The organism is Crenobacter caeni, from assembly GCF_010435965.1.
GTDB classification, from domain to species: Bacteria; Pseudomonadota; Gammaproteobacteria; order Burkholderiales; family Chromobacteriaceae; genus Craterilacuibacter; species Craterilacuibacter caeni.
The window spans coordinates 132,998-144,765 of record NZ_JAAGAA010000003.1 but is presented as its reverse complement, the minus strand read 5'-3'; the positions used below and the strand labels follow the sequence as shown (position 1 = coordinate 144,765).

General features: G+C 63.1%; 10 protein-coding genes. 4 read left to right on the top strand and 6 right to left on the bottom strand.

Going from position 1 to position 11,768, the window contains the following annotated elements:
* Window position 1: 1 nt before the first annotated feature.
* Window positions 2-1,429, bottom strand: coding sequence for an aminotransferase-like domain-containing protein (locus tag GZH52_RS04495; protein ID WP_163315300.1), 1,428 nt, complete (start codon window positions 1,427-1,429; stop codon window positions 2-4).
* A gap of 164 nt (window positions 1,430-1,593) precedes the next feature.
* Here GZH52_RS04495 and GZH52_RS04490 point away from each other — a divergent pair, with 164 nt between their 5' ends.
* From GZH52_RS04490 to rpsI, 4 genes are all read left to right on the top strand, one after another.
* A complete protein-coding gene (locus GZH52_RS04490; RefSeq protein ID WP_163315299.1) occupies window positions 1,594-2,229 on the top strand; it encodes a LysE family translocator in 636 nt (211 codons plus the stop codon).
* Window positions 2,230-2,357: 128 nt separating this feature from the next.
* Window positions 2,358-3,743 (top strand): glutamate--tRNA ligase, encoded by a 1,386-nt coding sequence (gene gltX / locus GZH52_RS04485; protein WP_163315298.1) that lies wholly within the window; start codon window positions 2,358-2,360, stop codon window positions 3,741-3,743.
* A 160-nt stretch (window positions 3,744-3,903) separates the two neighbouring features.
* Window positions 3,904-4,332 (top strand): 50S ribosomal protein L13, encoded by a 429-nt coding sequence (gene rplM / locus GZH52_RS04480; RefSeq protein ID WP_136551925.1) that lies wholly within the window; start codon window positions 3,904-3,906, stop codon window positions 4,330-4,332.
* Between the two features lie 16 nt (window positions 4,333-4,348).
* Window positions 4,349-4,741: a 30S ribosomal protein S9 gene (gene rpsI / locus GZH52_RS04475; RefSeq protein ID WP_163315297.1), complete on the top strand. Its 393-nt coding sequence runs from the start codon at window positions 4,349-4,351 to the stop codon at window positions 4,739-4,741.
* A gap of 136 nt (window positions 4,742-4,877) precedes the next feature.
* On the opposite strand, the gene arcD (GZH52_RS04470) is transcribed toward rpsI, so the two are convergent.
* From arcD (GZH52_RS04470) to arcD (GZH52_RS04450), 5 genes are all read right to left on the bottom strand, one after another.
* Window positions 4,878-6,317, bottom strand: a complete 1,440-nt coding sequence (gene arcD / locus GZH52_RS04470; RefSeq protein ID WP_163315296.1) for an arginine-ornithine antiporter — start codon at window positions 6,315-6,317, stop codon at window positions 4,878-4,880.
* A gap of 238 nt (window positions 6,318-6,555) precedes the next feature.
* On the bottom strand, window positions 6,556-7,500 hold the full coding sequence (gene arcC, locus GZH52_RS04465) for a carbamate kinase (RefSeq protein WP_163315295.1): 945 nt from the start codon (window positions 7,498-7,500) through the stop codon (window positions 6,556-6,558).
* Between the two features lie 212 nt (window positions 7,501-7,712).
* A complete protein-coding gene (locus GZH52_RS04460) occupies window positions 7,713-8,720 on the bottom strand; it encodes an ornithine carbamoyltransferase (RefSeq protein ID WP_163315294.1) in 1,008 nt (335 codons plus the stop codon).
* Between the two features lie 115 nt (window positions 8,721-8,835).
* Window positions 8,836-10,068, bottom strand: a complete 1,233-nt coding sequence (locus GZH52_RS04455) for an arginine deiminase (protein ID WP_163315293.1) — start codon at window positions 10,066-10,068, stop codon at window positions 8,836-8,838.
* 67 nt (window positions 10,069-10,135) lie between these two features.
* Window positions 10,136-11,557 (bottom strand): arginine-ornithine antiporter, encoded by a 1,422-nt coding sequence (arcD, locus tag GZH52_RS04450; RefSeq protein WP_163315292.1) that lies wholly within the window; start codon window positions 11,555-11,557, stop codon window positions 10,136-10,138.
* Window positions 11,558-11,768 lie beyond the last annotated feature (211 nt).

Genomic DNA, 11,768 nt, shown 5'->3' with positions numbered 1-11,768 from the left:
CTCAGGGCACAGCCTGCCGCGCCAGCTCGGCGAAGCGATTTAGCGCACGCTCGTAGGCGTCACTCCACGGATAGCAGCAGGACAGGCGCACGCAGTGGCTGTAACGGCCGCGCGCCGAATAGAGCGCGCCCGGCGCTACCGTGATTCCTTCCGCCAGCCCCTGCCGGAACAGCGCCAGCGTGTCGATGCCTTTGGGCAGCTCGACCCATAGCAGGCAGCCGCCGGATGGCGAGCTCGCCCGCGTCCCTTCCGGGAAGCGCGCCGCCACCTCGCCGCGCAATCTCGTCATCTGCCCCATGAACTGGCGGCGGATAAAGCGCAGGTGCGGCTCGTAGCTGCCGCCTTCCAGGTAGCTCGCCAGCGTCTCCTCGAGCAGACCGGGCTGGCCGAGCGAACCGGCGATCTTCAGCTGCAACACCCGGTGCAGGAAGCGCCCCGGCGCGATCCAGCCTATCCGGAACCCCGGCGCCAGCGTCTTGCTGAAGCTCGAACACAACAGCACCCAGCCGTCCTCGTCGAATGCGCGCACCGCCTCGGGCAGCGACACGCCGTCGTAGTAAAGTTCGGCGTGCGGCGCGTCCTCGATCACCGCCACTTTGTACTCCGACGCGAGACGGGCGAGCCTCTGCCGCGCCTCCAGCGGCATGGTCGCACCCAGCGGGTTTTGTACCACCGGCTGCACGACGATGGCGGCAAGCCGCTGCTCGGACAGCAGGAGCTCGATCGCGTCGACCGACACCCCGTTGCTCGGGTGCGTCGGCACCTCGATCACGGTCAGCCCCAGGCTTTGCGCGAGCGGGATCAGCGCGAAGTAAGTCGGCGACTCGAGCGCGACGGTGTCGCCCGGCTTGCATACCGCGCGCAGCGCCAGTTGCAGCGCCTCGGAGCAGCCGTTGGTGACGATGATGTCCCCGGGCGCCATCACGCAGCCGCGGCTAAGTCCGCGCTGGGCGATTTGCCGGCGCAGGCGTTCGGAGCCCGGCGGGAACGGGTAGTCGGTGGTCAGCTCGGGATGGCGGCGCAACAACTGCCCCATGATCGCCTTCAGGCGGGTCGTCGGGTAGAAGTCGCTGCCGCGCGGACTCGCCAGCGACAGGTCGATCACGTCCGGACGCGACTGCGCGGCCATCACCTGCTCGAGCTGGTCCGTCGCCGCGTCTTCCATGTTCAGCGCCTCGCTGCGCCGCCCCATCCTCGGCAGCGGCAGCGCCGCCTTGGCGCGCACGTAGAACCCCGACTGCGGCCTCGCCTCGATCAGCCCGCGCTCTTCTAGCGTGCGGTAGGTCGCCAGCACCGTCGACGGGCTGACCTTGTGCAGCGCGCACGCCTTGCGCACCGACGGCAGCCGCTCCCCCGGCCGCACGGTGCCTGCGCCGATCAGCTCGGTCCACTCGCGCACCAGTTGCATGTACAGCGTCTCTTCGCTCATCCCCCCTCCTTACGCGGGCGGTACAGTTTTCCCGCGCAGTCACCGGTACAGTTCTAACAATACAAAACTGTTACGGTCTCAATTCTAATTTTCTGAGTCTGTAATTATCAATCGCCGAAGACTAATATTTCGGCCAATCCGAACACCCCGACACCGAGCCCATCATGAACTTCGTCGCGCTGGTCAGCTACCTCACCATCATGGCCATCACCCCCGGCCCGAACAATCTGGCGCTGGCCTCCAGCGGCGTGAACTTCGGCCTCAAGCGCACCCTGCCCGCGCTGATGGGCATGGCGCTCGGCCTGTCGGTACAGGTCGCGCTGCTCGCCGTCGCGCTGGGCAGCATGATGGCGCTGATGCAGAGCCTCAAGCTCTACCTGGCCATCGCCGGTTGCGCCTACCTGCTCTACCTGTCGTGGCATATGGCGCACGCGGGCGAACCGGGCGAGGACGGCAAGCAACCCCGCGCCAAACCGATGGGTTTTGCCGGCGGCGTGCTCTTCAACTGGCTGAACCCCAAGGTGTGGCTGATGGGCTTCAACGTCGCCGTCGTCTTCCTGCCCGAACACATGCACCCGCTGGCCGCCGGCGCGCTCTTTTTCGTGATCACCTTCGCGATCACCCTGCCGTGCATCGCCATCTGGGCCTGGGGCGGCGAGTTCATCCGCCGCTACCTGGGCACGCCGCGCCGGCTGCACGTCTTCAACTGCAGCATGGCGCTGATGCTGGCCGCCACCGCGACCTGGCTTCTGGTGGAAATGCTGCCAGCCGAGGCAGGCAGCATCGCCGCCATGGTCTGAGCCCCCAAACGATTTCATCCCCTTGCCTGCCGGCCAAGCAGGTTTGTGCCCGCAAACGCCACGCGTTTGCGGGCTTTTTTATGGCAGGCGTAAAATGGAGGACTTTACCGCCTCTCCAGAAACCGACCATGATCCGTACCCGCTTTGCCCCGAGCCCGACCGGCTACCTGCATATCGGCGGTGTCCGCACCGCGCTGTTCTCGTGGGCCTTCGCCCGCAAGAACAAGGGCAGCTTCGTGCTGCGCATCGAAGACACCGACCTCGAGCGTTCGACCCCCGAGTCGGTCAAGGCCATCCTCGACGGCATGCACTGGGTCGGCCTCGACTACGACGAGGGCCCGTTCTACCAGACGCAGCGCTTCGACCGTTACAAGGAAGCGATCCAGCAGCTGCTCGACTCGGGCCACGCCTACTACTGCTACATGAGCCGCGAGGAGCTGGACGCGCTGCGCGAAGCACAGGAAGCACGTGGCGAGAAGCCCCGTTACGACCGCCGCTGGCGCCCGGAAGCCGGCAAGACCCTGCCCCCGCCACCTGCCGACGTACAGCCGGTGGTGCGCTTCAGGACGCCGCTGGACGGTATCACCGGCTGGGACGACGCGGTCAAGGGCCGCATCGAGTTTGCCAACGCCGAACTGGATGACCTGATCATCGCCCGCGCCGACGGCAGCCCGACCTACAACTTCTGCGTGGTGATCGACGACTGGGACATGAACATCACCCACGTGATCCGCGGTGACGACCATGTGAACAACACCCCGCGCCAGATCAACATCCTCAAGGCGCTGGGCGCGCCGCTGCCGGCGTACGGCCATCTGCCGATGATCCTCAACGAGAACGGCCAGAAGATGTCCAAGCGCCGCGACGCGGTCAGCGTGGTCGACTACGCCGATCGCGGCATCCTGCCCGAGGCGCTGCTCAACTACCTGGCCCGCCTGGGCTGGGGCCACGGCGACGACGAGTTCTTCTCGATGGAGCAGTTCGTCGAATGGTTCACGCTGGAGGCGGTCAGCCCGTCCGCCAGCCGCTTCAACCACGAGAAGTTCCTGTGGCTGAACGCGCAGCACATCAAGGCTGCCGACAACGCCCGTCTGGCCGGCCTTATCGCGCCGCGCCTGGCCGCCTCCGGCCTCGACACCGCGAACGGCCCGGCACTGGAAGACGTGATCGCGCTGGTGAAGGACCGCGCGCAGGACCTGAACGTACTGGCCGACGAGTGCCACTACTTCTACCAGAAGCTCGCTGCCCCCCAGGCCGATATCGACAAGCATCTGGCCGGCGACGCGCTCGCACGCATGGCGCGCTTTGCCGGGCGCCTCGAGGCGCTGCCCGAGTGGAACGCCGAGTCCATCCACGGCCTGTTCAAGCCATTCTGCGCCGACGAAGGCATCAAGATGGGCCAGCTGGGCATGCCGCTGCGCGTGATCGTCTGCGGCACCACGCAGACGCCGTCGGTCGATGCGGTCCTCGCGCTGATCGGCCGCGAAGAGGTGCTGCGCCGCCTGCGCGGCTAAGCAAACCGCATCCGGACCCGCCGCCGCTTGTGGCGGCGGGTTTCATGCAGGTGCGCGCCCGTTCGGACCGCCGAATTGTGCTTGCTGCACAATGGTTTGACAGCAACCCGCCCCTGCAATACAATCCGGAACTTTCAAGAATTTACGATGGAAGAGCTCCATGAAGACCTTTTCTGCCAAGCCGCATGAAGTAAAGCGCGAGTGGTACGTGGTCGACGCCTCCGACAAGGTGCTGGGTCGTGTAGCGGCTGCAATCGCTCACCGTCTGCGCGGCAAGCACAAGCCGGAATACACCCCGCACGTTGACACCGGCGACTACATCGTCGTCGTCAACGTCGACAAGCTGCGCGTCACCGGTTCCAAGTCCCTGGACAAGAAATACTACCGTCACACCGGCTACCCGGGCGGCATCCGTGAACGCAACTTCACCGAACTGCAGCAGCAGTTCCCCGAGCGCGTTCTGGAAAAAGCCGTCAAAGGCATGCTGCCGAAGGGCCCGCTGGGCTACGCCATGATCAAGAAGCTCAAGGTGTACGCTGGCAACGAGCACCCGCACGCCGCACAGCTGCCCAAGGCGCTGGAAATCTGATTTTTGAGGCAACAAGATGAACGGTAAATACTACTACGGCACCGGCCGTCGCAAGAGCTCGGTCGCTCGCGTGTTCCTGCAGAAAGGCACCGGTCAGATCATCGTCAACGGCAAGCCGGTCGACGAATACTTTGCCCGCGAAACCGGCCGCATGGTGATCCGTCAGCCGCTGGCTCTGACCGAGAACCTCGAGTCGTTCGACATCAAGGTGAACGTTGTTGGTGGCGGCGAAACCGGCCAGGCCGGCGCGATCCGTCACGGCATCACTCGCGCCCTGATCGACTTCGACGCTGCACTGAAGCCGGCTCTGTCGAGCGCAGGCTTCGTGACCCGCGACGCTCGTGAAGTCGAGCGTAAGAAAGTCGGTCTGCGCAAGGCACGTCGTGCCAAGCAGTTCTCCAAGCGCTAATCCTTCTGCGCTTACCGGAAAAGCCACCCACGCGGTGGCTTTTTTGTTGCCTGCCCCTCTCACGCCTAGGCGCACCATCGCAACAAAAAGACCCGCGGCACGCCGCGGGTCTCGCACGCAGGCAAGCTTGCCGGCACTACAGCGTCAGATGGCCCGTCGCCAGCTGATAGAACGCGTAGAGGCCGAGCACCAGCACGATCGCCGCGATGACCGCCTCGGCGGTATTGAACGGTTTCTCGTTCTGTTCGCGGCGCGCCCAGATGTAGAACAGCAGGCCCGGCGCGTAGAGCACCATGGACAGGAACAAATACTTCGGCCCCGCCGCGTAGATCAGCCAAACGCCGTAGATCGACGACACCACCGCGATCAGCAGGTCGCGCCCCTTGGCCGCTGCGTCGCTGGCGTAAGCGTCGCCGCGCACGGTGATCATCCATGCGTAGAGCGAGCACAAGAGGTAGGGGATCAGGATCATCGACGTCGCCAGCGACAGCAGTGCCAGATACCCCGCCGAGCTGAATAGCGTCCAGATCAGGAACAGCTGGATCAGGCCGTTGGTCACCAGCAGCGCGTAGGTCGGCGCGCCCTTTTCGTTCACGTGCGCGAAGATCTTCGGCATCGTGCCGTCCTTGCCGGCAAGGAAGACGATTTCGGCGGCTAGCAGGGTCCACGCCAGCAGCGCACCGGCCACCGAGATGATCAGGCCGATGTTCATCAGTGCGAAGCCCCACTCGCCGACCACCGCGCGCAATACGCTGGCGGTCGACGGGTTCTGCAGCTTGGCCAGCTCTTCCTGCGGCAGGATGCCCAGCGACAGCACGGACACGGCCACCAGCAAGGCGATGGTGAACAGGAAGCCGATCACCGTCGCCTTGCCGACGTCGGCCATGCTCTGCGCGCGCTCGGAGAAGACCGACGCACCCTCGATGCCGATGAACACCCACACCGTCACCAGCATGGTGCTCTTGACCTGGTCGAGCACCGAACCCAGCGCTGGCGTTCCCCAGAAGTCACCGGAGAAGGTCTTGACCTGGAAGCCGTAGATCACCACCAGCAAGAAGATCGCCAGCGGCACCAGCTTGGCGATGGTGGTCAGCGTGTTGATGAAGGCCGCTCCCTGCACCCCCTGGAAAATCAGCCAGGTCAGCGCCCACAGCAGGATGGACGCGCAGACGATCGCGGCCGTCGTATTGCCCTCGCCGAAGAAGCTCAACGTCTCGAACGAGCCGAACGCCGAGAACATCACCACGAAGTAAGAGACATTGCCGATCCAGGCCGAGATCCAGTAGCCCCACGCGGAGTTGAAGCCGATATACGGCCCGAAGCCTGCACGTGCGTAACCGTACACCCCCCCCTTGACGTCCGGCCTGCGCCCGGCCAGGTTCTGGAACACGAAGGCCAGCGTCAGCATGCCGATGAAGGTGATCACCCAACCGATGATGATGGCGCCGGCACCGGCCCCGGCGGCCATGTTCTGCGGCAGCGAGAAGATGCCGCCGCCGATCATCGAGCCGACCACGAGCGCAGTCAACGCGCCCAGTTTGAGTTTGTTGCTTTGCCCAGCGCTAGCGTCTGACATGAGCCCTCCCCATATTTGAAACGAGATTGTTGGATTGAACCGGCACGCTTCGCCGGCTTGCCGCGACGATATTCAAAATGCGAATCGCGGCCGCTGCCTCTCCGGCTTAGTCCAGCAATCCCGCTTTTGCAAAGGCAGGCCTTGCCGCGCTGCAATGAAAAAGGCCTCCGCATCATGCGGAGGCCTTTTCATCTGCTGCATCTCGCGCCGCACGCCGGCGGCGCGGGACGTCAGTCGCTTAGTACCACTCGATACCTTCTTTTTCGGTCGAGATCACGGTACCGGCTTCGCCAGCAACGATCTTGGCGATGTCTTCCAGCGCGCCGATCACGGCCTTCTTGCCGGTCAGGCGGGCGAATTCGCAAGCCGCTTCCACTTTCGGGCCCATGGAGCCGGCAGCGAAGCCCAGCTTGTCCATTTCGTCCGGGTGAGCGTGACGGATCGCCTTGGCTTCCGGGGTACCCCAGCCAACGAACACGGTCTTCACGTCGGTCGCGATCACGAAGTAGTCGGCGTCGATTTCACGCGCCAGCAGGCTGGACGCCAGGTCCTTGTCGATCACCGCTTCCACGCCGACCAGCTTGTCGCCGTCGTACATGGTCGGGATGCCGCCGCCGCCGGCAGCGATCACCACCGCGCCTTTTTCGATCATCCACTTGATCGGGCGCATTTCGAAGATGCGCTTCGGCTTCGGGCTCGGCACCACGCGGCGGTAGTATTCGCCGTCAGCCTTCACCGTCCAGCCCTTGTCAGCGGCCAGCTTTTCGGCTTCTTCCTTGGTGTACACCGGGCCGACAAACTTGGTCGGGTTGGCGAACGCCGGGTCTTTCGGGTCGACTTCGGTCTGGGTCAGGATAGTCGCGAACGGCACTTCGAACGGCAGTTCGTTGCCCATTTCCTGCTCGACCATGTAGCCGATCATGCCTTCGGTCTGCGCGCCGAGCACGTCCAGCGGGTACGGGGTCACCGAACCGTCAACGTGGCGAGCGTAGGCGTCGTTCTGCAGACCCAGCAGGCCAACCTGCGGACCGTTACCGTGGCACATCACCAGGTTGTGGCCCAGCTTGGTCACTTCGGCCAGCTGCTTGGCGGCGATCTTGACGTTGTTACGCTGGTTTTCAGCAGTCATCGCTTCGCCGCGACGCTGCAGGGCGTTACCACCCAGAGCTACTACTACGCGCATTTCGAGTCCTTTCACCGGGCGTTTCGCCCAATGGTTATATTAGGTATTGCTAATGCAATTGAAGCACAGGCAGACGGTCTGCGCAAGCGCAACGCCGCCATCCTTCAATGGCCATACAAAAGACGGCCAGGACTTCTGACGAAACCCTGGCCGGTCGGCAGGCGAAAGCCCGCCGCCATCAGCAGGCGAAGGCGATGCCTTCGCCGCCCACCTTACTGGTCGCCCAGGGTGGCGACCATGATGGCCTTGATGGTGTGCATGCGGTTTTCCGCCTGCTCGAATGCCACGTTAGCAGCGCTTTCGAACACTTCTTCGGTCACTTCGATACCGTTGGCGAACTGCGGGTACTGCTTGGCGATGTCGGCGCCAACAGCGGTTTCGCTGTTGTGGAAAGCCGGCAGGCAGTGCATGAACTTGGCTTGTGCGCCAGCAGCAGCCATCAGTGCCTTGTTGACCTGGAACGGCGACAGCAGGGAGATACGCTCGTCCCAAACTTCTTTCGGTTCGCCCATCGACACCCACACGTCGGTGTGGATGAAGTCAACGCCCTTGACCGCGACAGCTGCGTCGTCGGTCAGGGTCAGGCGAGCGCCGGTCTCTTCGGCGATCTTGCGGCATTCTTCAACCAGCCACTCTTCCGGCCACAGGTTCTTCGGGCCGCCGATGCGAACGTCCATACCCAGTTTGCAGCCAACAACCATCAGGGAGTTACCCATGTTGTTGCGAGCGTCGCCCACGTAAGCGTAAGCGATCTGGGACAGCGGCTTCTCGCTGTTCTCGATCATGGTCAGCACGTCGGCCAGCATCTGGGTCGGGTGCCATTCGTCGGTCAGGCCGTTGTACACCGGCACGCCAGCGTAGTCTGCCAGTTCCTGAACCACGTCCTGCTTGAAGCCGCGGTATTCGATCGCGTCGTACATGCGACCCAGCACGCGGGCGGTGTCTTTCATCGATTCCTTGTGACCGATCTGCGAGCCGGACGGGCCGAGGTAGGTCACGTGGGCGCCCTGGTCGTAGGCTGCCACTTCGAACGCGCAACGGGTACGGGTCGAGGTCTTTTCGAAGATCAGGGCGATGTTCTTGCCCTTCAGGCGCTGCTGTTCGCAACCGGCGTACTTGGCACGCTTCAGGTCACGGGACAGGTCGAGCAGGTAGCGGATTTCACGCGGGGTGAAGTCCAGCAGACGCAGGTAGTGGCGGTTGCGCAGATTGAAAGCCATTTTATTACCCCTTATCAGGTAGTTTGTTGCACGCGGGTCAAGCCCGCACACGTACAGCATTCAGACGAGGGACGGCGGCGTTGCCGTCGCCCCTGTCGATCGATTCAGTTCAGAATTAGATCTTCACTTCGTCGCGGATGATCGGGCAGGTCATGCAGTGACCACCGCCACGGCCACGGCCGAGTTCGGATGCCGGGATCTCGATCACTTCAACACCAGCATCGCGCATCAGCTTGTTGGTGTAGGTGTTGCGGTCGTAAGCCACGACCACGCGACGGTCCAGGGCCACGACGTTGTTGCCGTCGTCCCACTGCTCGCGTTCGCGCTGGAATGCGTCGCCGCCGGTCTTGATGACCTGGATGTCCTTGAGGCCCAGGGCTTCGCGGACCACTTCGGTCAGGTGCACGCCGTCGTGGCGCTCGAAGCGGACTTCACCTTCTTTGTCGCCAGCGTAAATGCTGGTGCAGACGATTTCGTCGACGACGTCCGGGAAGGACGACAGCAGGTCGATATCGAGGAAGGAGAACACGGTGTCCAGGTGCATCGCAGCGCGCGACTTCGGCATCTGGCAAGCGATGACGCGGGTAGCGCCGCCTTCTTTGCCCAGCACGGCCTTAGCGGTCTGTACCACAGCCTGCGGGCTGGTGCGCTCGCCCATACCGATCAGGACAACGCCGTTGCCGATCGGCATCACGTCGCCACCTTCCAGGGTTGCCGGACCGTGGTCCTTGTCGCAGTCGCCCCACCATACGTTCACTTTGCCCGCGAAGTACGGGTGGAACTGGTAGATCGATTGCAGGATCAGGGTTTCCTGGCGGCGAGCCGGCCAGTACATCGGGTTCAGGGTCACGCCTTCGTAGATCCAGCAGGACGGGTCGCGCTGGAACAGGCTGTTCGGGATCGGGGGCAGCACGAAGTCGGAGCTGTCCAGGTAGCCGCCGAACAGGCCTTTCGCGTCGAACGGCAGTTCGAACTTGGCGATACCGCCGATCAGGTGGTCAGCCAGTTGGGTGGACGGCATTTCGTCCAGCCAAGCGCGCAGGTCGCCCAGCATGCCGATACCGACGTTGTCGGCCTTGACTTTGCGGTCCAGGATCCAGTTACGGCCAGCTTTGTCGTCCAGCACCTTGGCCAGCGCTTCGTGCGCTTCGATCACGTGGATGTTGCGGGCACGCATCTGCTCAACCATGTAGTCATGGTCTTTCTGAGCGCGCTCGACCCAGATCACGTCGTCGAACAGCAGGCCATGGCAGTTATCCGGGGTCAGACGCTTGTGCGCGAGGCCCGGACGGCAAACCATTACGCTGTGCAGCTTACCGCACTCGGAATGAACACCAAACTTGGTCATATTGAACTCCTAGAGGATTCAAGTAGTTTTGCAGCCGCCGCCCGGCGGCTGCGTGGAAATATTGCTGTTACAGGCTCAGCGTGCCGACGGACAGGCCGTAAGCCGCGTAGATGCCCAGTACCACGATCACTGCGGCGATGATGGCTTCCGCGCCGGTGAACGGCTTCTCGCCACGCTCTTTACGAGCCCACACGTAGAACAGCAGGCCCGGTGCGTACAGCACCATCGACAGCAGCAGGTACTGCAGGCCAGCCGCGTAAACCAGCCATACGCCGTAGATCGATGCGATCACGCCGACAGCCACGTCCTTGGCGGTGGATTCGCCAGCCTGGTAGCCTTCGCGCTTCTGGGCGACCATCAGCGAGTACAGCGCGCAGAACAGGTACGGCAGCAGGATCATCGAGGTCGCCAGGTATACCAGGCTCAGGTATACGGAACCGTTGAAGTAGGTGATGACCAGGAACAGCTGGATCAGGCCGTTGGTCAGCCACAGCGAAGCTGCCGGGGAACCGTTGGCGTTCAGCTGGCCGAACACTTTCGGCATCATGCCGTCCTGGGCAGCCAGGTACGGGGTTTCGCCGGACAGCAGGGTCCATGCCAGCAGTGCGCCACCGACCGAGATCACCAGACCGGCGTTCATCAGGTTGGCACCCCAGGAGCCGACAGCGGCTTCCAGCACGTAAGCGGTGGACGGGTTCTTCAGCGCGGCCAGTTCAGGCTGGGACAGCACGCCCAGCGACAGGACGGATACGGCGATCAGGAGGGCGATGGTCAGCAGGAAGCCGATCACGGTTGCCTTGCCCACGTCAGCCATGTTCTGCGCACGGCCGGAGAACATCGAAGCGCCTTCGATGCCGATGAACACCCACACGGTCACCAGCATGGTGCTCTTGACCTGGTCAACCACGGAACCCAGTTCGGCAGTGCCCCAGAAGTCGATGTTGAAGGTGTCGATCTTGAACGCGAACACCAGGATCACGATGAACAGCGCCAGCGGAACCAGCTTGGCGATGGTGGTGATGGTGTTGATCATCGCCGCGCCGTGCACGCCGCGCAGCACCAGGAAGTGCAGCACCCACAGCAGGATCGAAGCGGTGATGATGGCAGCGCCGGTGTTGCCTTCGCCGAAGGCCGGAATCCAGAAGGACAGCGCGGAGAACATCACCACGAAGTAGGCGACGTTACCGATCCACGCCGAGATCCAGTAACCCCAGGCCGAGTTGAAGCCAATGTAGTTACCGAAAGCAGCACGGGCGTAGCCGTACACACCACCGGTCACTTCCGGCTTGCGGTTGGCCAGCTGCTGGAACGCGAATGCCAGGCAGATCATACCGATGAAGGTGATCACCCAGCCGATGAGGATGGCGCCGGCACCGGCACCTGCAGCCATGTTCTGCGGCAGCGAGAAGATACCGCCGCCAATCATGGAACCGACCACCAGTGCGGTCAGCGCGCCAAGTTTGAGCTTGGAGCTGTCATTATCGGACATTTCTGTTCTCCGTGATTTGTGATGAATAAAGCAACTAAAACTTTTGTTATATTATTAAATTCTGATTGCCCGAATCATAACCCTGCCCGTTACGAGCGTCTACTCTCGAGGTCGAAGTTGTTTGACTTAGATCATCTTTCGGCGCGCTAGGCAGCGGGAGAAGGGATCCGCGCCGGGCATGCACGCGGCAGCACTTCTTTCACCAGCGATA

What these genes read in the sequence shown, in the direction of transcription:
- GZH52_RS04495 (WP_163315300.1), bottom strand. Translation starts at nt 1,429, where the DNA reads ATGAGCGAAGAGACGCTGTACATGCAACTGGTGCGCGAGTGGACCGAG.
- GZH52_RS04455 (WP_163315293.1), bottom strand. Translation starts at nt 10,068, where the DNA reads ATGACCAAGTTTGGTGTTCATTCCGAGTGCGGTAAGCTGCACAGCGTA.
- arcD (WP_163315292.1), bottom strand. Translation starts at nt 11,557, where the DNA reads ATGTCCGATAATGACAGCTCCAAGCTCAAACTTGGCGCGCTGACCGCA.
- GZH52_RS04460 (WP_163315294.1), bottom strand. Translation starts at nt 8,720, where the DNA reads ATGGCTTTCAATCTGCGCAACCGCCACTACCTGCGTCTGCTGGACTTC.
- rplM (WP_136551925.1), top strand. Translation starts at nt 3,904, where the DNA reads ATGAAGACCTTTTCTGCCAAGCCGCATGAAGTAAAGCGCGAGTGGTAC.
- rpsI (WP_163315297.1), top strand. Translation starts at nt 4,349, where the DNA reads ATGAACGGTAAATACTACTACGGCACCGGCCGTCGCAAGAGCTCGGTC.
- arcD (WP_163315296.1), bottom strand. Translation starts at nt 6,317, where the DNA reads ATGTCAGACGCTAGCGCTGGGCAAAGCAACAAACTCAAACTGGGCGCG.
- GZH52_RS04490 (WP_163315299.1), top strand. Translation starts at nt 1,594, where the DNA reads ATGAACTTCGTCGCGCTGGTCAGCTACCTCACCATCATGGCCATCACC.
- arcC (WP_163315295.1), bottom strand. Translation starts at nt 7,500, where the DNA reads ATGCGCGTAGTAGTAGCTCTGGGTGGTAACGCCCTGCAGCGTCGCGGC.
- gltX (WP_163315298.1), top strand. Translation starts at nt 2,358, where the DNA reads ATGATCCGTACCCGCTTTGCCCCGAGCCCGACCGGCTACCTGCATATC.